Origin of the sequence: Natronococcus sp., from assembly GCF_047921035.1 — an archaeon.
Taxonomy (GTDB): domain Archaea; phylum Halobacteriota; class Halobacteria; order Halobacteriales; family Natrialbaceae; genus Natronococcus.
On the sequence record NZ_JBLRWX010000031.1, the window covers coordinates 1 to 19,131 of the forward strand.

Annotated in this window: 17 protein-coding genes; 3 read left to right on the plus strand and 14 right to left on the minus strand. The window is 66.8% G+C overall.

Annotated elements, in window-relative coordinates:
• From ACNA7R_RS08440 to thyA, 6 genes are all read right to left on the minus strand, one after another.
• Window positions 1-734 (minus strand): thioredoxin domain-containing protein (locus tag ACNA7R_RS08440; RefSeq protein WP_416283124.1); only part of this gene is annotated, 734 nt, incomplete at its 3' end.
• A 113-nt stretch (window positions 735-847) separates the two neighbouring features.
• The gene (locus tag ACNA7R_RS08445) at window positions 848-1,576 is read right to left on the minus strand and encodes an alanyl-tRNA editing protein (RefSeq protein ID WP_416283125.1); all 729 of its coding nucleotides are present in this window, start codon (window positions 1,574-1,576) and stop codon (window positions 848-850) included.
• A 119-nt stretch (window positions 1,577-1,695) separates the two neighbouring features.
• The gene (gene acnA / locus ACNA7R_RS08450; RefSeq protein WP_416283126.1) at window positions 1,696-4,518 is read right to left on the minus strand and encodes an aconitate hydratase AcnA; all 2,823 of its coding nucleotides are present in this window, start codon (window positions 4,516-4,518) and stop codon (window positions 1,696-1,698) included.
• A gap of 167 nt (window positions 4,519-4,685) precedes the next feature.
• Window positions 4,686-5,534, minus strand: a complete 849-nt coding sequence (locus ACNA7R_RS08455; protein ID WP_416283127.1) for a fructosamine kinase family protein — start codon at window positions 5,532-5,534, stop codon at window positions 4,686-4,688.
• 3 nt (window positions 5,535-5,537) lie between these two features.
• The gene (locus ACNA7R_RS08460) at window positions 5,538-6,068 is read right to left on the minus strand and encodes a dihydrofolate reductase (protein WP_416283128.1); all 531 of its coding nucleotides are present in this window, start codon (window positions 6,066-6,068) and stop codon (window positions 5,538-5,540) included.
• Window positions 6,065-7,081, minus strand: coding sequence for a thymidylate synthase (gene thyA / locus ACNA7R_RS08465; RefSeq protein WP_416283129.1), 1,017 nt, complete (start codon window positions 7,079-7,081; stop codon window positions 6,065-6,067). The genes ACNA7R_RS08460 and thyA overlap by 4 nt, the downstream gene beginning before the upstream one ends.
• A 212-nt stretch (window positions 7,082-7,293) precedes the next feature.
• Between thyA and ACNA7R_RS08470 the strand changes: the two genes are divergently transcribed.
• Both ACNA7R_RS08470 and purD read left to right on the plus strand, forming a co-directional pair.
• The gene (locus tag ACNA7R_RS08470; RefSeq protein WP_416283130.1) at window positions 7,294-8,703 is read left to right on the plus strand and encodes an FAD-dependent oxidoreductase; all 1,410 of its coding nucleotides are present in this window, start codon (window positions 7,294-7,296) and stop codon (window positions 8,701-8,703) included.
• A 187-nt stretch (window positions 8,704-8,890) separates the two neighbouring features.
• Window positions 8,891-10,183: a phosphoribosylamine--glycine ligase gene (gene purD / locus ACNA7R_RS08475; RefSeq protein WP_416283131.1), complete on the plus strand. Its 1,293-nt coding sequence runs from the start codon at window positions 8,891-8,893 to the stop codon at window positions 10,181-10,183.
• 41 nt (window positions 10,184-10,224) lie between these two features.
• On the opposite strand, the gene ACNA7R_RS08480 is transcribed toward purD, so the two are convergent.
• The 8 genes from ACNA7R_RS08480 to ACNA7R_RS08515 all read right to left on the minus strand — a co-directional run bounded on the left by ACNA7R_RS08480 (window position 10,225) and on the right by ACNA7R_RS08515 (window position 17,770).
• Window positions 10,225-10,446: a hypothetical protein gene (locus ACNA7R_RS08480; RefSeq protein WP_416283132.1), complete on the minus strand. Its 222-nt coding sequence runs from the start codon at window positions 10,444-10,446 to the stop codon at window positions 10,225-10,227.
• Window positions 10,447-10,561: 115 nt separating this feature from the next.
• On the minus strand, window positions 10,562-12,757 hold the full coding sequence (locus tag ACNA7R_RS08485; RefSeq protein WP_416283133.1) for a beta-glucosidase: 2,196 nt from the start codon (window positions 12,755-12,757) through the stop codon (window positions 10,562-10,564).
• Window positions 12,758-12,816: 59 nt separating this feature from the next.
• On the minus strand, window positions 12,817-13,047 hold the full coding sequence (locus ACNA7R_RS08490) for a hypothetical protein (protein WP_416283134.1): 231 nt from the start codon (window positions 13,045-13,047) through the stop codon (window positions 12,817-12,819).
• 60 nt (window positions 13,048-13,107) lie between these two features.
• Window positions 13,108-14,442 (minus strand): aminotransferase class III-fold pyridoxal phosphate-dependent enzyme, encoded by a 1,335-nt coding sequence (locus ACNA7R_RS08495; RefSeq protein WP_416283135.1) that lies wholly within the window; start codon window positions 14,440-14,442, stop codon window positions 13,108-13,110.
• A 51-nt stretch (window positions 14,443-14,493) separates the two neighbouring features.
• Window positions 14,494-15,789, minus strand: coding sequence for an MgtC/SapB family protein (locus tag ACNA7R_RS08500; RefSeq protein WP_416283136.1), 1,296 nt, complete (start codon window positions 15,787-15,789; stop codon window positions 14,494-14,496).
• Window positions 15,790-15,941: 152 nt separating this feature from the next.
• Window positions 15,942-16,217 (minus strand): PadR family transcriptional regulator, encoded by a 276-nt coding sequence (locus ACNA7R_RS08505; protein ID WP_416283137.1) that lies wholly within the window; start codon window positions 16,215-16,217, stop codon window positions 15,942-15,944.
• A gap of 424 nt (window positions 16,218-16,641) precedes the next feature.
• Complete coding sequence (locus ACNA7R_RS08510; RefSeq protein WP_416283138.1) at window positions 16,642-16,788, minus strand: hypothetical protein; 147 nt, start codon at window positions 16,786-16,788, stop codon at window positions 16,642-16,644.
• A 205-nt stretch (window positions 16,789-16,993) separates the two neighbouring features.
• The gene (locus ACNA7R_RS08515; RefSeq protein WP_416283139.1) at window positions 16,994-17,770 is read right to left on the minus strand and encodes a hypothetical protein; all 777 of its coding nucleotides are present in this window, start codon (window positions 17,768-17,770) and stop codon (window positions 16,994-16,996) included.
• 338 nt (window positions 17,771-18,108) lie between these two features.
• Between ACNA7R_RS08515 and ACNA7R_RS08520 the strand changes: the two genes are divergently transcribed.
• Window positions 18,109-19,119, plus strand: coding sequence for a lysylphosphatidylglycerol synthase transmembrane domain-containing protein (locus tag ACNA7R_RS08520; RefSeq protein ID WP_416283140.1), 1,011 nt, complete (start codon window positions 18,109-18,111; stop codon window positions 19,117-19,119).
• Window positions 19,120-19,131: the final 12 nt, after the last annotated feature.

Below are 19,131 nucleotides of genomic sequence, written 5' to 3' on the forward strand. Positions count from 1 at the left end.
GTGAGCGATCCCTCGAGGACCTCGAGATAGTCGCCGCGCTCGGTTCGGTCGTACGCCCGGGCGAGCGCGCGCAGCCGCGAGGGCTGAGGGAACTTCGGCCCGCCGGAGCCGAAGCCGCCGTTCTGGCGGTCCGCGCTGCGCAGCGCGGCGTCGGCCGCCCGCTCCAAGACGTCGCTCGAGGGCGGTTCAGCGGCGCCGACCGAGTCAGGAGTCTCCTCGAGCTGATCTCGGGCCGCCTCGGTCCACTGGTCGGCCCGGTTCTCGATCTCCTCGCGGTCGGTCTCCCAGGAGTCGGCCAGCCCCTCGATGAGGTCGAGAAAGCCCGGCTGGCCCCGCTTCGAGCGCTTCGGGAAGTAGGTGCCGACGTAGAACGGCTTTCCCTCCGGCGTGAGCCACGCCGACAGCGGCCAGCCGCCCCCGCCGCTGACCAGCTGGCAGACGGTTATGTAGATGCTGTCGACGTCGGGGCGCTCCTCGCGGTCGACCTTGATCGGGACGAACTCCTCGTTCAACACCTCGGCGACCTCCTCGTCGGCGAAGCTCTCCTCCTCCATGACGTGACACCAGTGACACGCCGAGTAGCCGATCGAGAGGAAGATCGGTTTGTCCTGTTCGCGCGCGGTCTCGAGGGCCTGTTGATCCCACGGCTGCCAGTTGACGGGATTGTCCGCGTGCTGGCGCAGGTAGGGGCTCTCCTCCTCGTCGAGCCGATTGCGCTCGGTCGGGGCGGTCATGAGGCAACCTACGATCGGACGCCGGAAAAGCTCGGCGTACCCCGCGACCGCGACGATAAGCGTGACGACCCGCGCGAGCCCGCGCTCCTCGTAACCCGGACGCGGCCCGCCACTCAGGTCGGATCCTCGAGTTCGAATTCGATCCGTTCGGTGTCCTCGCCCTTCGAAACGTGGTCAGTGATGGTTAGCCGCCCGATCTCGCCGAGTCGGGAGACGTGGGTGCCGCCGCAGGGACAGAGATCGAACGCCTCGATCTCGACCACGCGGAGCGGATCGACGGAGTCCGGGATCAGATCTAACAGTGCGCGGCCCTCGTCGACCGCGTCCTCGACGGCCGGCCGCGGACGGTTCTCCTTGGTAACTGGGAGGTCACGCTCGATGGCCTCGTTCGACCGCTGCTCGATGAACTCGAGATCGTCGTCGTCGAACGACGCGGGCTCGAAGTCGATCCGCGACCGGTCCGGGTAGACCTGGTTGCCGGCGGTACTCGCCCCGTACTCCTCGAGGACGACGCGGGAGACGACGTGCTGGGCCGTGTGCATCCGGCTCAGTTTGCGGCGACGGTCCCCGTCGATCCGCCCCTCGACCGTCGTTCCCTCGGGCGGGAGTTCCCCCGCTCGAAGCTCGACGTCGTGGCGCACGTCGCCGTGGTCCTTCCGGACGTCGACCACGTCTGCGCGGCCGCCGTCCCACTCGAGGACGCCGCGGTCGGCGGGCTGGCCGCCGCCCTCGGGATAAAAGTAGGTACCGTCGAGGAAGACGCTGTCCTCGCTCGTCTCCGTGATCGTCGCGGTGAACGCGGTCACGCCGTCCGCGTCGGGGAGGTATCGCAGGTCGGTCATCGATCGACGTTGCGTACGGAACCCCAAAGACGCTGGCGCTCGCTGTCCGACGAAACGTCCTTCTGCCTCGCGCTCGTCGCGCTCGAGCGAGCCGCCAAAAGAATCGGTGTCGATCGGGGTCAGTTCGTCTCCTCTTGCAGCAGCCGCCGCAACACGAGATGCAAGACGCCGCCGTTCTCGACGTACTCGACCGCCATCGGCGTGTCGACCTGCGCGGTCACCGTGAACTCCGTCGTCTCACCGTCGTCGTCGGTGGCGGTGACGGCCAGTTCGGCGTTGGGCTCGAGCCCGTCCTCCAGCCCTTCGATCGTGTACTGCTCGTCGCCCTCGAGGCCGAGTTCCGCCCAGCCCTCGCCCTCGTCGAACTGCAGCGGGAGGACGCCCATGCCGATGAGGTTGTCGCGGTAGATGCGCTCGTAGCTCTTGCCGATGGTCGCGCGGATACCCAGCAGGTCGGTCCCCTTGGCGGCCCAGTCGCGGCTCGAGCCGGTTCCCAGCTCCTCGCCGGCCATGACGATCAGCGGCGTGTCCTCCTCGCGGTAGCGCTCGGAGGCCTCGAAGACGGTCGTGACTCGCGGGTCGCTTTGCTCCCCGCTCGTTTCTTCCGAGGCGCGTAGCGCCTCGCTCTCCTCACCCGTCGGATGGTGAATCGTGTACCCACCCTCCTTCCCGTCGAGCAGTTCGTTCTCGATGCGGACGTTGGCGAACGTACCCCGCATCATGACCTCGTGGTTCCCGCGGCGCGAGCCGTAGGTGTTGAACTCGTGGACCGGTACGCCGCGCTCTTTGAGCCACTGGCCGGCGGGCAAGTCCTCGCCGAACAGCCCCGCGGGGCTGATGTGGTCGGTCGTGACCGTGTCGCCGAGGGTCAGCAGCGCGCGGGCGCCCTCGACGTTGCCGACGCCCGGTTTCTCGAGCGGGAACTCCTGGAAGAACGGCGGCTCGCGGATGTAGGTCGACTCGTCGTCCCAGTCGTAGACGTCGCCCTCGGGGGCGTCCAGAGCCTCCCAGCGCTCGTCGCCCTCGTAGACGCTGGCGTACTTCTCTTCGAACATCTCCGGCGAGACGCTGTCGTGGATCGTCTCGCGGATCTCCTCGGCGTCGGGCCAGACGTCCTCGAGGTAGACCGCTTCGCCGTCGTCGTTCGTGCCGAGCGGTTCGTTCTCGAGGTCGATATCCATCTTCCCGGCGAGCCCGTAGGCGACGACCAGCGGCGGGCTGGCGAGGTAGTTCGCCTTGATCTTCGGGTGGATTCGGGCCTCGAAGTTCCGATTTCCGGAGAGGACGCTCGTCGTCCAGAGGTCGTGTTCGTCGATGGCGTTCTCGATGGGCTTCGGGAGCGGTCCGGAGTTGCCGATACAGGTCGTACAGCCGTAACCGACGACGTGATACCCCAGCTCCTCGAGATCGTCGAGCAGCTCCGCCCGTTCGAGATACTCCGTGACGACGCGGCTCCCGGGTGCGAGGCTCGTCTTGACGTAGTCGGGCACCTCGAGTCCCTGCTCGGCCGCGTTGCGGGCCAGCAGGCCGGCGGCGACCATCACCGACGGGTTCGAGGTGTTCGTACAGGACGTGATCGCGCTGACGAGGACGTCGCCGTGACCGATCTCGACCTCGCGGCCGTCCTCGAGTTCGACGGGGACCTTCTCGTCGAGCGCGAGTCCGGGTTCGTCGGCGTCGGTCGCGTCCGCCGCGGTTGCACCGCTTCCGTCACTGATGGCAGGCTCGCCACCTGTACCGAGGACGCCCTCCTCCTGGAGCAACACGGGGAAGTGCTCGTCCAGATCGCCCATCGGGATGCGGTCGTGGGGCTTCTTGTGGCCCGCGAGGCTGGGTTCGACGTCGCCGAGGTCGAAGTCGACGGTTTCGGTGTAGTCGGGCTCCTGCTCGCCGAACAGCCCCTGGGCCTCGAGGTACTCCCGGACGAGGTCGACGTGGTCGGGATCCCGTCCCGTGAGCTCGAGGTACTCCAGTGTCTTCTCGTCGACGGGGAACATGCTGATCGTCGACCCCTGTTCGGGGGCCATGTTCGAGATCGTGGCGCGGTCGGCCACCGAGAGTTCGGAAACGCCGGGACCGAAGAACTCGACGAACTTGTCGACGACGCCGACCTCGCGCAGTTTCTCGGTGATGTGGAGCACCAGGTCCGTCGCCGTTGCTCCCTCGGGGAGTTCGCCCTCGAGACGGACGCCGACGACCTCCGGCAGGCTCATGTTGATCGGCTGGCCGAGCAAGGCGGCCTCGGCCTCGATCCCGCCGACGCCCCAGCCGACGACGCCGATGCCGCCGATCATGGGAGTGTGGCTGTCGGTGCCGACGAGCGTGTCGGGCACCAGCCACTGCTCCCCGTCGACCTCGCGCTCGTGGACGACCCGTCCGAGGTGTTCGAGGTTGACCTGGTGGACGATCCCCGTCCCCGGCGGGACGACGTTGAACTCGTCGAAGGCCCCCTGGGCCCACTTGATCGCGCGGTAGCGCTCCTCGTTTCGTTCGTACTCGATCTCGACGTTCTTCTCGTAGGCATCGGCGCTGCCGAAGTGGTCGACCTGCACGCTGTGGTCGATCACGAGGTCGCAGGGCACTTCGGGTTCGACGACCGTCGGGTCGACGCCCTTGCGGTCCGCGGCCGATCGCAGCGCCGCGAGGTCCACCACTGCGGGAACGCCGGTCAGGTCCTGCAGGACGACCCGCGACACGGTAAAGGGTACTTCGGCGTCCGGCACGTCCGGCTCCCAGGATGCCGCGGCGCGGATCGAGTCGGCGTCGATCTGACCGCCGTCCGCGTTCCGAAGCACGGACTCGAGCAGGATCCGAATGCTCACCGGCAGTTTCTCGAGGTCGCAGAGTCCCTCCTCCTCGAGGACCGTGAGGTCCGCCATCTTGTACGTCTCGCCGTCGTGTTCGAACTCCCGGATCGCCTCCGAGAACTCATCAACTACCATATCGGAGCTGCGAACCCGTGGTATTTGAATCCCTCGAGAATATTCCCTAGAGAACATATACTCCCTATATTTGGTGGCTCGGGAGACCGTTTCAAAAGCTCGAGACATCCGGAGTGAGCGGACGGGAAGCGAGGGTCGCTCGAGGAGTTCGTTCCCCCGAGTCGGTGTTAGTACCCCAACCGCTCGAGGGTCGCCTCGAGCCGCCCGGGGTACCGACCGCCGAAGAGGTGGACGTGGACGAGCAGCGGGTAGAGCCGGTAGACGTACCGTCGTCGCTCGAAGAACCCCGGCTCGATCCCCCGTCGCTCCCGGTAGCGCTCGAAGAACTCCCCGCCGAAGGTCCCGGTCCAGTCGACGTAGGCGAGTTCGACCTCGGGGTGGGCGTAGTACGTCGCCGGGTCGAGAAACGCCGTCACCTCGCCGTCTCGCGAGAGCACGTTCGTCGTCCAGACGTCGCCGTGGATCAGCGCGGGCGCCGCGGGCTCGGAGAGCAGGTCCTCGAGTCCCGAGTAGAGGATCTCGAGGCGTTTCGCGAGCGAGGGCGACAGCGACCCCGACTCGAGTGCGAGTTCGGCGACGTGTGCGAGGCGGTGCTCGCGGTAGAAGTCGATCCAGGAGTCGGTCCAGGGGTTGGGCTGGCGGACGGGACCGGTGAGGGTGTCCCGTTCGAACCCGACCGCCTCGGCCTCGACGCCGTGCAGCCGAGCTAGGTGGTCCGCAGCATCCCGCGCGACGGCCGGACCGTGGTCGGTCGTCCCCGCGACGTGCTCGAGCACCAGCAGGTCGGCATCGGCCTGGTAGACGTCGGGTACCGGGAGTTCGCTCTCGGTCGCGAGAAACTGGAGCATGAACGCCTCGACCTCGAGGGGGGTCTCGCCCGTCTTCGCGACGACTGACGAGCCGTCGGCCAGACCGACGCGGTGGACGGAGCCGATCTGGCCGCCCTCGAGCGCGGTCGTCTCGACGACGTCGCACTCGAGGACGCGAGCGACGGCGTCGGCGATCGACCCCTGCATCGGTTACCCCCGGCGGACGTACTCGACGAACGCGAACCCGTCGCGCTCGTCCCGATCGACCTCGGTCCAGGCCTCGGGATCCCAGTCGGGGAACTCGGTGTCGCCCGCCGGCTCGCGGTCGACTTCCGTGACGACCAGCCGATCGAGCGCGGGAAGGAACTGCTCGTAGATCGTCGCGCCGCCCGCGACGAAGACGGTGTCGGCTCCGTCGTGGCGCTGCTCGGCCACGGTTTCGGCTTTCTCGAGCGCGTCCTCGAGACTCTCGGCGACGACGGCGTTCTCGGGGGTCTCGAGCGCTCGGCTCGTGAGGACGATCGTCGTCCGCCCCGGCAGCGGCTCGCCCAGCGTCTCGAGGATGCCCTCGTAGGTCACTCGCCCCATAATCACGGGGTGTCCCATCGTCGTCTCCTTGAAGTGCTGAAGATCCGCGGGGAGGTGCCAGGGCATCTCTCCGTCTCTTCCGATGACGCCGTTGTCGGCGACGGCGACGATGGCGGCGAGTTCGAGGTCGGTTTCGAGTTCGGGAGCGGTCATTCGGCCACCGCGAACCGGAGTCCCTCGTGTGAGTCGTAGCCCCGAAGCTCGAGGTCTTCGACCGAGAGGTCGTCGATCGAGGCGTCGCCGATCTCGAGGGTCGGCCGCTCGAGCGGTTCGCGCGAGCACTGCTCGAGCAGGCCGGGGACGTGATCGAGCCGTTCGTCGCCGTCGGCCTCGGCGGGGGCCTCGCTCTCGAGCCACTCCCTGACCGCGAGGTAGTCCTCGCGCTCGTCGACGTTGGCGAGCCGGGACTGCAGGCCCTCGAGGTTGTCGGCGTACCACTCCCCGCGCTCGCCGCGCCCGCAGTAGACGTGGGCGTCGACGACGGTGTGGGCGAAGGTGCCGGGCTCGAATCCGGTCTGTCTGGCGACGACCTTCGTCAGGAGCGCGTAGGCCGCGATGTTGAACGGGATTCCGAGCGCAACGTCGCCCGAGCGCTGGGTCAGATGGCAGTTCAGCCGGTCGCCCTGGACGTTGAAGACGAACGAGTAGTGACACGGCGGCAGCGTCGAGACGGCCGCGTTCGCGGGGTGCCAGGCGTTGACTACGAGCCGTCGGGAGTTCGGCGAATCCGAAAGCGCGTCGACGACGTACTGCAGCTGGTCGAACGTGCGGCGGCCGTCGGCCTCCTCGGTGACCCACCGGTGGCCCTCGTCGGGCCAGCTCTCGCCCTCGAGCCGGCTCTCGCCGTCGGGAACGGGATACCGCCGCCAGAACCGGCCGTAGGCGGTGTCGAGGCGCCCCTCGTCGTCGGCCCAGGCGTCCCAGATCTTCGTCTCCTCGCGAAGCTCCCGGATGTGCTCCTCACCCGAGAGGTACCAGGCGACCTCGTGGAGCATCGAGTTCCAGCGGTAGCCGTCCATCTGCTTGGTCGTCAACAGCGGGAACCCCTCCCGGAGGTCGACCTCGTAGTGTTCGCTGAACGACGAGATCGTGTCGACCCCGGTCCGATTCGGTTTGTGGGTCCCCGTCGAGAGCACCGAGTCGACGAGCTCGAGGTACTGTCGCATTAGACCGCCTTTTGCAGCGGTCGAATAATTTGTTTGTGTTTCGTCGGCTCGATCGAACTTACTGACACGTCTACTGGGACGGCTGAGAGACCCTCGCTCGAGGGCGACACACCCCTCGTCGAGACGGTTTTCGTCGATCGACGAATCTTCCGACAGAAAAATATGAGTTATACGTCTGGACCGAAGTGGGACACATAGCGGCCACCATAACAATGTCTGGCAAGTACGACCTCGTTATCGTCGGCGGCGGCATCAGCGGTGCCTCGCTGCTGTACACGACCGCGACGTTTACCGATATCGACTCCATCGCACTGATCGAGAAGGAAGACGAGATTGCGGCGATCAACTCCGATCACACGAACAACTCCCAGACCCTCCACTTCGGGGACATCGAGACCAACTACACCCTCGAGAAGGCCCGAGAGGTAAAGGAGGGCGCGGAGATGCTCGCGGGCTACCTCGAGAACCACGACCCCGACCGCGAGATGCACGACAAGCGCAGCAAGATGGTGCTGGGCGTGGGCAACGAGGAGGTCGCGGAGCTCGAGCGACGTTACGAGGGCGACGGCTTCGGCGACCTATTCCCGAAACTGCGCTCGATCGGCCGCGAGGAGATCGCCGAGATCGAGCCGAAGGTCGTCGAGGACCGGGATCCGGACAAGGAACTGCGCGCGCTCCAGACGCCCGACGGCTACGTCGTCGACTACGGCGCGACGACCCAGTCGTTCGTCGAACTCGCGCGCGAGGAGGCGGGCGTCGACGTCTACACCGGGACGAAGGTCGAGGACATCACGCCGACGCTGGACGGCTACACGATCGAGACGACCGACGGCCGATTCGACTGCGAGGCGACCGTCGTCGCCGCCGGCTCCCACAGCCTCCAGATCGCCAAGGAGCTGGGCTACGGCGAGAACAAGGTCCTCCTCCCGGTCGCGGGCAGTTTCTTCCTCGCGGACGACCTGCTCAACGGGAAGGTCTACACCCTCCAGATGAAGAAGCTGCCGTTCGCCGCGGTCCACGGCGACGCGGACGTCCACGACCCCTCGATCACGCGTTTCGGTCCGACCGCGAAGCTCGTCCCGACCCTCGAGCGCGGACGCATCTCCACCGTCACCGACTTCCTGGACGTCTTCGGGCTCAACGCCGCCGCGTTTCTCAGCTACGCGAACATCCTCTCGGATCGCATCCTCCTGCCGTACGTCCTTCGAAATCTCGTCTACGACGTGCCAAACGTCGGCCCGAAGCAGTTCCTCCCCCACGTCCAGAAGGTCGTCCCCAGCGTCGAACTCGACGACATCGAGCGCGCGAAGGGGTACGGCGGCGTCCGCCCCCAGATCGTCGACACCGAGACGAAGTCCCTCGACATGGGCGAGGCGAAGATCGTCGGCGACGACATCATCTTCAACATCACCCCCTCGCCGGGCGCCTCGACCTGCCTGAAGAACGCGCGACGCGACACCCTCGAGGTGCTCGAGTTCCTCGAGGGCGAGTACGAGTTCGACGAGGAGGCGTTCCGCGAACGGACGATCGAGCACTTCCCGCGGCCGGACGGGATCGAGGAGGGCGACACCGACGAGGACGCCGGCGCGCCCCTCGAGCCCTCGGCCGCCGACGACGACTGATACGGATTGTTGTAGCGTTCTACCGGTGATCGCTCGGGCGGGGACAGCGATCACCGGTAAAGAACTACAATAGTCCGTATGAGAGCGATCGATCGCGACGGCGGTCCCGTTCGATACCCGTACTCGTGCATACTTCCCGCTCGCACGAAGGGTAACACTTACAGGTTCGTGCGTTTCGCTATCGAGCATGGCAGAGCACGTGCTCCTGATCGGCGGCGGCGGGCGCGAACACGCGATCGCGCGGGCGCTTGCGGGTAGCGAGGCCGACCTCTACGCCTGTGCCGGCAACCGAAACCCGGGGATCGCCCGGATCGCGACCGAGTTCGAGACCCTCGAGACGACCAACCCGAAGGCGGTCCGCGAGTACGCCGAGGACGTCGGGGCGACGCTGGCGGTCGTCGGCCCCGAGGCGCCCCTCGAGGCCGGTATCGTGGACGAACTCGAGGAGGCCGGAATCTACGCCTTCGGCCCGAAGGCCGAGGACGCCCGCATCGAGACGGACAAGGCGTTCCAGCGACGGTTCATGGCCGAACACGACGTCCCCGGCTGTCCGGAGTTCGAGACCTTCGACGATATGGAGGCGGCCTGTAACTTTATCGACGAGTACGACGGCGACCTCGCGATCAAGCCCGCCGGCCTCACGGGCGGCAAGGGCGTGAAAGTCATCGGCGACCAGGTCTCCGCCGAGGAGGGCAAGGAGTACATCCGCGGCTCGGACTACGATCGGATCGTCCTCGAGGAGCGACTGATCGGCGAGGAGTTCACCGTCCAGGCGTTCGTCGCCGACGGCGAGGTCCGCACCGCGCCCGCGGTTCAAGACCACAAGCGGGCCTACGAGGGCGACGAGGGACCGAACACCGGTGGTATGGGAAGCTACTCGGATGCGACGTTCGAGCTCCCCTTCATGACCGAGGACGACTACGACGAGGCCGTCTCGGTGATCGAGGCGACCGTCGACGCCCTCGAGGAGTACCGGGGGATCCTCTACGGCCAGTTCATGCTCACCAGCGAGGGGCCGAAGGTGATCGAGTTCAACGCCCGCTTCGGCGACCCCGAGGCGATGAACACACTGCCGGTCCTCGAGACCGATTTCCTCGAGGTCATCACGGCCGCCCGCGACGGCGAGGCGCTGCCGGAACTCGAGTTCGCCCCGCAGGCGACGGTCTGTAAGTACGCGGTTCCGGAGGGGTACCCGACGGACCCGAAGGCGGGTGCGAAGGTGCAGGTCGACGAAGAGAGTGCCGGCGACGCATTACTTTACTATGCTAGCGTGGACGAACGCGAGGACGGCATCTATACGACGACCTCGCGAGCCTTCGCTCTCGTCGGCGTCGCCGACTCGATCACTGAGGCAGAGGAACTCGCGGAAGCGGCTCTCGAGGTCGCCGGCGAGGAGGGGCTGCACGTCCGCCACGACATCGGGAAATCCGACCTCGTCCAGCAGCGGATCGACCACGTCGAGGAGCTGCGAGGCCAGTAGCAGGTGTCGTGCGGCTTCGGTATCACTCGACGGTGTCGTGATCAGCGGCCGTCGCGTCCGTCGGGCGCCCACTCACACGCGTTTCCGGTCGTCAGATCGGTTTCGGTTATGTACGCCGAGAGACAGGCGTAGTTACAGAAGTACCTCGGCGACCCGCAGTCGTCGGTACAGTCGCGGACGCAGATCGGCTCGTGGTCGAAAATGCGCGATTCGCAGTACTCGCAGGTTTCGTCCGCTTCCGGGGTCGTGATGGTTGTGGACACACCTCGAGTACGAACCAGCCCGGAAAGAGCGTGTCGGGATTTTCGAGACTCCGGTGGAGCGCGACCGGACGGACATAGCTCGGTTCCCGCCCGAACGACGGCCTCGGACGGGCGACTATCGGTGAGCGCGTTCGTCCGACGCCGCCTCACCGGTCGCGAGCGACCGCCGAACCCGTTCCCGGAACCCCGAGTCGAGTTCCGTCCGCTGGATCGTCCGAACGTCCCGCGAGGACCGACCGATCTCGAGGACGTACTCGCCGGGATCGACCGTCCAGCCGTCCTCGCCGTAGCGGGCGAACGCGAGGTCATCGAGGTCGACCGCCACGGAGACGCGCTCGCCGGCCGGGATCGCGCCGCTCTCGAAGCCCGCGAGTTCGCGAACGGGACGGTCGACCCCGTCGACGGACGGCGGGCGGACGTAGACCTGGACGACCTCCCGACCGTCCCGGTCGGCCGTGTTCTCGACGGTGACGCGAACAGTTCCGTCCTCGAGGTCCGGGTCGGCGTCGACGTACTCGTAGTCGGCGTAGCTGCGGCCGTGGCCAAAGGGATAGGTCGGCTCCCGCTCGGCCGAATCGAAGTGGCGGTAGCCGACGAAGACGCCCTCGTCGTAGCGGGCCGTCCCGTCGACGCCCGGATAGCGCCGTTCGTCTGCCGTCGGGTAGGCGTCCTCGGGCGCGAACGTCACGGGGAGCCGTCCGCCTGGGTCGGCGTCGCCGTACAGCACCGCAGCGACGGCCTCGCCGTGGGCCTGGCCGGGGTACCAGTTCTCGAGGACAGCCGCGACCTCCTCGCGCCAGGGACACTCGATCGGGCCGCTCGAGTTGACGACGACGACCGTGCGGTCGTTTTCGGCGGCGACGGTCTCGACCAGTTCGTCCTGACGACCGGGCAGGCGCAGATCCTCGCGGTCGATCGCCTCGCTCGCCGTGTCGCGGACGAAGACGACCGCGACGTCGGCCTCGCGTGCGGTCGCCGCGGCGCCCTCGAGGTCGGGCTCCCGGCTCGGCTCCGCGCGGTCGTCCTCGCCGCCGGTGAACTCCTCGAGCATCGACACCTCCTCGACCCGCGGGAGGCCGTGTGCGACTGCCACCCCGCCCTCGGCGCGCTCGGCGATTCCGGTTTGCGGATCGCTCTCGACGACGGGCGTCGTCTCCGAGGAGCCCCCGCCCCCGAGAACGGGCTCGTCGACGTTTGGGCCGATAACGGCGACGTCCGCGTCGTCCGAGAGTGGGAGAACGCCGTCGTTCTCGAGCAGGACCGTCCCGCGCGTCGCGACGCGAGTCGCCAGGTCGCGGTGGGCGGGCGTGTCGACCGCGCCGTCTACACGGCCGTCACCCTCCTCGAGCAGGTTGACGCGATCCATCACCCGGAGGACCCGCGTGACCATGTCGTCGAGTCGGTCCTCCGAGACCGTACCGGACTCGACCGCGTCGGCCAGAGCGGCGGCGAACCGCTCGCAGCTCTCGGCGTCCGGCATCCCGTCGGCGATCACGTCCGGAACGTCACCCCCTTCGTCGGCAGTGTCGTCGTCGGCCATCGCGGCCTGCATCTCGGCCAGCGTGATCCCGGGCATCTCGACGTCGAGCCCGCCGTTTGCTGCGCCAGCGACGGTCTCGGTGCCGAACCAGTCCGAGACGACGTACCCCCCGAACTCCCACTCGTCCTTCAGCACGTCCCGAACGAGTCGCTCGTGGTCGCTCATCCGGGTCCCGTTGACGTCGTTGTAGGCGGTCATGATCGAGCCAGCCCCGGCCTCGACGGCCGAGCGGAACGACGGGAGGTACAGTTCGCGCAGCGGGCGCTCGTCGATCTCGGCGTCGACGGCAGCGCGGGCGGTCTCCTGGCTGTTCGCGACGTAGTGTTTCGGCGTCGCGACGACGTCCCGGGACTGGATCCCCGCGACGACGGCGCCGGCGAACGACGCCGAGAGGACGGGGTCCTCGGCGAAGTACTCGAAGTTCCGCCCGTTGTGGGGGACCCGAACGAGGTTAGCGCCGGGCGCGAGCAGCACGTCCTGTCCCTTGCCTCTGGTCTCCCGTCCGAGCGCCTCTCCGTGTTCGCGTGCGAGTTCCACGTCGAACGACGCTGCGAGCGCGATCGGCGCGGGAAACGCCGTCGCGGACTCGCCGGGGATCCGCACGCCGAGAGGACCGTCGGCCATCCGCAGCGGGGGGATCCCGAGCCGGTCGACGCCCGCCACGTAGCCCGTCGCCCGTCCCTCGGGGTCGTTCGCGCCGTGTGTGAGTCGAACCTTCTCCTCGAGCGAGAGCTCCTCGACGAGCCGCCGGATCCGCGGTTCCCGTGACATCTACCGGCGGTTCACGGCGGCTGCAGGATAGTGTTGCGGTCGTCGGGCGATCGCAGTCGCTAGTTCGACGCGCTCGAGTCGTCCGAGGAGTCGTCGCTCCCGTCGGTCGGACCCAGCTCGGCCTCGAGGGCCTCGTCGAGAGAGTCGGCGTCCGCACCGCCGCGCAGCGCCCGGCGAACGGCGACGTAGCCGGCCAGGAAGATCCCGCCGGAGACGATCGCCCCCGGAATTCCGTAGCGTTTGTACCCGAACAGTAGCGCCTTCTTGCCGACGGTGAGTGCTCCGATCATCGTGTGCGTAGTAGGCGCGTCGATCGCATGAACCTGGGGCTTTCGTGTGAGTCGCGACCGCTACGTCGAGGCGGCTTCGCTCGCCTCGAGCAGCAGTTCGACCCCAAGATCGATCTCGCGCTCGGTGACGTCCAGCGGCGGCAGAAGTCGCAGCGACTTGTAGCCACAGCCGATCGTGAGCAGCCCCCGCCGGAAGGCGGCCTCGACGACGGCCTCTCGCCGTTCCTTGGTGTCGAACTCGACGGCGAGCATCAGTCCCCGCCCGCGGACGTCGATCGCCCCCGGAATCTCGGCCCGCTCGAGTCGGCTCCTGAGTTGTTCGCCCCGATCGCGGACGTTCTCGAGCAGGTTCCCCTCGTGGATCGCGTCGATCGTCAGGGCGCCCTGCATCGCAGCGATCACGTCGCCGGCGCCCCACGTCGAGGAGATCCGCCCAGTCTCCTCCGGGAAGACGTCCGACCGCGAGATCGTCGCGCCAACGCGCAGTCCCTTCGCGCTGGTGATGACGTCCGGCGTCAGCTCGAGGTGGTCGACGGCCCACAGCTCCCCCGTCCGTCCGAGTCCGGACTGGATCTCGTCGGCGACGATTTTCAGGTCGTAGCGTTCGCGCAGGGCCTCGAGGTCCCGAGCGAACTCGGGGTGGGCGACGCGGTAGCCGCCCTCGCCCTGGATCGGCTCGAGGATGAGGAAGGCGACCTCGTCGGGGTCGATCACGCCCCGGTCGGGATGAAGTTTGTCGGCGACGACGTTCCCGCCGGGGCCGTCGGTCAGCCAGTCGCGCTCGTACCCCGCCCCCGTCGAGGGGTAGGGAACGCTGATCACGCCGGGGATCTCGGGGTAGCCCGTTCGGTGGACGGCCTTCGAACGGTTGAGCGAGAGCGCGCCCAGGGTCCGGCCGTGGAAGGCGCCGTCGAAGGTGAAAGCGCGGTGGCCGCCCGAGGCGTAACAGATCTTGATCGCGTTCTCGACGGCCTCGGCGCCGGAGTTCGAGAGGAAGACCCGATCCATGTCGTAGCGGTCGGTCATCGCGATCAGGCGGTCCTGGAGCTGGGTCGGACCCGGAAACTCGGGGTCTTCGGGCGGCCAGCCGCCGCTGGCGTAGAAGTCCTGGCCGGCGATCTTCAGCGGATCGACGAGGTCGAACGCCTCGAGCTTCTCGCGAATCGCCGGATTGTTGTACCCCAGCGGCGCGGCGCCGACGTGACTCGTGAAGTCCATGAGAACGTTGCCGTCGACGTCGGTACAGAACGGGCCGATCGCCTCGGCCTGCGTGTCCCAGACGAACTCGTAGACGTACGTGCTCGGGGCGGCGTGGCGGTGGTGGGAGTCGGCCCACCGTTTCGCCCGCTCACCGGGAATCGTTCCTACCTGCGGTTCGACCGTATCGCGGTCCATGCAGGCGATTAGAACGCGGGCGTGTTAAAGGGATACTGCCCGCCCGCGGCGTTAGATGACGACGGCCAGCGTGGCGAGTCCGCCGCCGATCAGCAGGAGCGCGCTGTAGAGCGCGACCCGGTTGCGAAACCGCGCGTTCGAGGAGGTCGCGGCCAGCGCCGTCTTGACGAGGATGCTCGAGACCGTCGCCAGCAGGATTGCGATCGTCGCCTCGGCGCCGGTGAGCTGGCCCCCGCGGTAGAGAACGACCGCGGAGGTCGTCGCACCCGCACTCGAGACGAATCCGCTGGCGACCGCGGTTGCGTAGAAGCCGAGGGTGCCGAACCAGGTCTCCGCCAGCGACCCGAACACGAGCACGACGAGGAAGACGGCGCCGAACGCGAGGGCGTTTTTCATCGAGAACGGGCTCTCGAGTTCCATCGCCCCCGATTCGCTCCAGTCGGCCGTCAGCCCGGCGATGACGAACGCCACCAGGATGACGGCGCCGAGCGGGACGACCGCCTCGAGCAGGATCGCGCTCCCGCTGCCGATCGTGAAGCCGACGGCGATCGCGAGGTTCCGGGCGGCCATCGCTGCGTTCGCGAGCAAGATCGCGGCGACGGCGTAGGAGGCCGCCTCGGGTCGCTGTCGGACGTGATCGAGCATCGTTCCGACGACGGCCGTCGAGGAGGCGAGCCCGCCGAAAAAGCCCGTGACGGCGATCCCGCGGCCGCCGTACGTCGAGACGATCGCGTAGTTGACGATCCCGATCCCGGCGACGGCGACGACCATCAGCCAGATCACCTGTGGCTCGAGCGGGATCGTCAGCCCGCCGATCTCGAGGTCGTACTCGGCGGGCAACAGCGGGTAGATGACGAACGCGAGGATGGCGAACTCGGTCGTCGAGCGCATTTCCTCCCGACTGAGTCCACCGGCGAACTGGTGGAGTTCCCGTTTCAGGACCAACAGGAGCGACGAGAGAACCGCGACGGTGACGCCCTCGATGATGAAGCCGGAGGCAACGAGCGCGCCGACGCCGTAGGCGACCAGCATCGACACCGACGTCGTCAGCGAGAGCCTGGTCTCCTCGTCCTCGGCGAGGAGCCCCTGCACCGCGAGCAACACGCCCTGGACGATCACGAGCAACCCGCCCAGGAACAGCAGGCTCCCGCCGAGGTCCGTCTCGAGGACGAGAATCGTGAAAACGGCCGCGAGGAGGCTGATCAGCGAGAAGGTTCGGATCCCGGCGGACTTCTGTGACCACTCGCGCTCGAGGCCGAGGAACAGTCCGAGCGCCCCCGCGAGCGCGATTCGAGCGACGGTGGCGTCGAGCGGCCCCTCGGCGAGTTGCAACGTGACCCCGTTCACTCCACGTAGTTTATTTCGACCGTATATAAGCGGCCTGCCGACGGCCGGCGGAGTTCGACCGGGTTCGCTCGGCGCCGACGGCCGACTCGAGACTCGGAGGGCGCCGGTACGAACGCCTCTCGAGAACGACGAGGACGAGCGGAGCGAACCCGCTACAGGTCGACGTACTGTCCTTCCCACTCCCGGCGCGCCTCGAGTTCCCGGCGACCCCGGCGAGTGACCGTGTAGAAGTTGGTCCGCCGGTCGCGGCTCCCCTTCTCGATGAGTCCCTTGTCGACGAGGGTGTCGAGGTTCGGATACAGCCGTCCGTGGTGGATCTCCTTCTCGTAGTACTCCTCGAGTTCCTCCTTGATCGCCAGTCCGTGTGGCTCGTCCTCGCCAGCGATGACGTAGAGCAGATCCCGCTGGAATCCTGTCAGGTCGTACATTGGGAAAGTACCACCGGTACTTACTGTCGAATTTTAATAAGGCTATCGGGTCGTTTCGAGTGAAACAGGGATATTACCATCGAAGATAGCAGTTTCGGCCAGTTTCAAATGATAACTTGAGTGAGGGTTCGGTCGGGGGCGGATCGTAACTCCGCTTTCATGTCTCCGATCGTCCAGTTCGAACCCCCCGACGACACCGGCGCACAACTCACCGTTCATTCACGTACCTCTCGCTCAACAGTAGTAGTAAACAGGAAAGCGAGCCGCGCGACGAAAACTGTCGCGCGGCCGCTTGCCGCCCTGAATTGGTCCCCGCTGACGCTTCGGCCCTCCAAGCGAAGCGTCACTCGAAAGATTCCGTTCCCTGTACTTAACTCTGTCGCAAACGGAACGGGCGGTGATAGGTCCCGATCCGTGACCGTCCTCAGATGTGTTCTTCCTCGAGCACCCACCCCAGCGCGCGCTTGTAGTAGGTGAACATCTCTCTGACGCCGTCGTGGCGCATCTCCTCGCTCTCGAGGTGTTCCTCGAGGAACTCGTACTGCTCCCGGATCTCGTCTTCATCTCGCATACCGATCACTACCGGACCGACGGCAAAAAAGGTCGCCGTGGCGGACGCTAATTCACTATTGGGAGCGCTCGTCGCGGCGGCTCCGCGAGGCGCCGTTCCGTTTCGAAAGTAAGTGAGCGTTTTCCGCCCGACAACCGTTCGCTTGGGCGATCCGTGGGGGTGATTCGGTGGACCGGTCGACGGCCCGTGGGCCCTCTCTCCGAGATTAGTCGTCGTCCTCGTCGTCGTCGTCCAACACGCCATCGTCTTCGTCGTCATCGTCGTCATCGCCGTCCATCATCCCGTCGTCCTCATCTTCGTCGTCATCGTCCATCATTCCGTCATCCTCGTCGTCATCGTCGTCCATCATTCCGTCGTCCTCGCCGAGCGTCAGCGTGACTTCCTCGTCGTCGCCGTCGATTTCGACGTCCTCCTCGGCCTCCTGGCCCTCGTACTCGGCGCTGACGGTGTAGTCGCCGTCCTCGAGGTCCTCGAACTCGACCTGGCCGTCCTCGTCGGTCTCCTCTTCCTCGTCCTCGTCGTCGTCCATCGCGTCGTCGTCATCGTCCTCGAGGTCGTCCTCGTCGTCCATCGCGTCGTCATCGTCCTCGAGGTCGTCCTCGTCGTCCATCGCGTCGTCATCCATGGCATCCTCGTCGTCGTCCACGCCATTTTCGTCGTCCTCGAGGTCGTCGTCCTCGTCGTCGTCGTCGTCGCCGATCCCGTCGTCCTCCTCGAGGGTCACGGTGGCACCCTCGACGGGTTCGTCGTCCTCCTCGACGGTTACCGTCAGCGTGTAGGTGTCGTCCTCGTCGTCCGCTTCTTCCTCGTCGTCGTCCATCATCTCGTCGTCCTCGTCGTCGTCCTCGAGGTCGTCGTCCTCGTCCTCGAGATCGTCGTCCTCCTCGCCGGGCTCGTCATCGGCACAGCCGGCCAGGGCGAGTGCGCTTGCGGTACCTGCTGCGGCGACGAACTTCCGTCGGTTCAGTTCTGGGCGTGACATGTCCTTCGGTAGGACGCTCCCGCTGGTTTCGATGTGGCCTGCAACTGCCGTACATTAATGACCTATTGGGAAGTAGACACGATTCGGTGACTGTCATCGTATCTATAGTATTGGCGTATTGACCGCTCGGCACTACATCCCGTCGTTGCTCGGTCTCCGAGCCAGCGGTGCCGGGACGACGATCGCTCGGGTTCGGAACGGTCCGATCGACAACCGGTTCCGACTCCGCCACCACGACCGATCCCGACGACGAGTCCGTTCCCGATCGCGGCGTCGCTCGATCGTTGCCGAATCGGCGAATCCGTTGTTATTTGACCGCCTGCTGTGATGGTCCCCACATGAAACGGCGGATCGGAGTCGGGTTCGCGCTCGCCGTCTTTCTCCTGGCGATCCTGATACGAACCGTCGGGGGTGGGGACCTCCGCGCGGAGCTTTCCTCGGCCGACCCCTCGATCCTCGCGCTCGGCGTCCTCTCGGGACTGCTCGCGCTTGCCTTTCGCGGAGTGGTGTGGGAGCAGTTCCTCTCGCTGGTCGACGAGGGGCTCTCCCGGACCCAGATCGGCGGCCTGTTTCTGACCGCGATGTTTCTCAAGTACGTCACGCCGTACGGCCAGATCGCGACCGAACCGCTCGTCGCCTACCTCGTCTCGAAAGACGAGTCGATGGCCTACGAGGACGGGCTCGCGAGCGTCCTCTCGGCCGATCTGTTGAACTACGTTCCCTACTACACGTTCGGGTTCGTCGCGCTCGGCCTGCTGACCGTCGGCGACGCGCTCGGCGACGGGCTGATCGACCAGTTCGTCGCCTTCGGCGCCCTGTTTTTCACCCTCCTCGGGATCGTCGCTCTGATCGTCTATCGGCCCCCAGTCGTCTATACGGTCGTCATCGGCCTGACGAGCCTCGTTCGTCGGCTCGTCGGCCGGTTCAGCAGCCGACTCGACGACCCCCTCGCTCCGGAGGCGGTTCGGGATCGCCTCGACGGCTTCTACCGGACGGTCGAAACCATCTCCGCCGATAAGCGAACGCTGCTGATCGCCGTCGTCGCCGCCCACCTCGGAATGACGTTTCTGATGCTCCCGGTTTACATCGGGGCGGCCGCGCTCGGCTATCAGCTCCCGTTCGCGGTCGTCGCGGTCGCCGTCGCGTTCGGGAAACTCGGCTCGGTCGTCCCCGCCCCCGGCGGGACCGGCGGCGTCGAGGCGATGGTCACCGCGACGCTGACGACCCTGGGCGGGCTCGAGCCCGCGGCCGCGTTGACGATCGCGCTGATCTATCGGCTCTGTACGTACTGGCTGACGGTGACGGTCGGCGGGGCTGCCGCGGGGTTCCTGTTGACCGGAGAATCGTAGCCGGGTCGGTGG

What these genes read in the sequence shown, in the direction of transcription:
- ACNA7R_RS08485 (WP_416283133.1), bottom strand. Translation starts at nt 12,757, where the DNA reads ATGTCACGGGAACCGCGGATCCGGCGGCTCGTCGAGGAGCTCTCGCTC.
- ACNA7R_RS08460 (WP_416283128.1), bottom strand. Translation starts at nt 6,068, where the DNA reads ATGACCGCTCCCGAACTCGAAACCGACCTCGAACTCGCCGCCATCGTC.
- ACNA7R_RS08445 (WP_416283125.1), bottom strand. Translation starts at nt 1,576, where the DNA reads ATGACCGACCTGCGATACCTCCCCGACGCGGACGGCGTGACCGCGTTC.
- purD (WP_416283131.1), top strand. Translation starts at nt 8,891, where the DNA reads ATGGCAGAGCACGTGCTCCTGATCGGCGGCGGCGGGCGCGAACACGCG.
- thyA (WP_416283129.1), bottom strand. Translation starts at nt 7,081, where the DNA reads ATGCGACAGTACCTCGAGCTCGTCGACTCGGTGCTCTCGACGGGGACC.
- ACNA7R_RS08510 (WP_416283138.1), bottom strand. Translation starts at nt 16,788, where the DNA reads ATGCGAGATGAAGACGAGATCCGGGAGCAGTACGAGTTCCTCGAGGAA.
- ACNA7R_RS08490 (WP_416283134.1), bottom strand. Translation starts at nt 13,047, where the DNA reads ATGATCGGAGCACTCACCGTCGGCAAGAAGGCGCTACTGTTCGGGTAC.
- acnA (WP_416283126.1), bottom strand. Translation starts at nt 4,518, where the DNA reads ATGGTAGTTGATGAGTTCTCGGAGGCGATCCGGGAGTTCGAACACGAC.
- ACNA7R_RS08495 (WP_416283135.1), bottom strand. Translation starts at nt 14,442, where the DNA reads ATGGACCGCGATACGGTCGAACCGCAGGTAGGAACGATTCCCGGTGAG.
- ACNA7R_RS08470 (WP_416283130.1), top strand. Translation starts at nt 7,294, where the DNA reads ATGTCTGGCAAGTACGACCTCGTTATCGTCGGCGGCGGCATCAGCGGT.
- ACNA7R_RS08520 (WP_416283140.1), top strand. Translation starts at nt 18,109, where the DNA reads ATGAAACGGCGGATCGGAGTCGGGTTCGCGCTCGCCGTCTTTCTCCTG.
- ACNA7R_RS08505 (WP_416283137.1), bottom strand. Translation starts at nt 16,217, where the DNA reads ATGTACGACCTGACAGGATTCCAGCGGGATCTGCTCTACGTCATCGCT.
- ACNA7R_RS08455 (WP_416283127.1), bottom strand. Translation starts at nt 5,534, where the DNA reads ATGCAGGGGTCGATCGCCGACGCCGTCGCTCGCGTCCTCGAGTGCGAC.
- ACNA7R_RS08515 (WP_416283139.1), bottom strand. Translation starts at nt 17,770, where the DNA reads ATGTCACGCCCAGAACTGAACCGACGGAAGTTCGTCGCCGCAGCAGGT.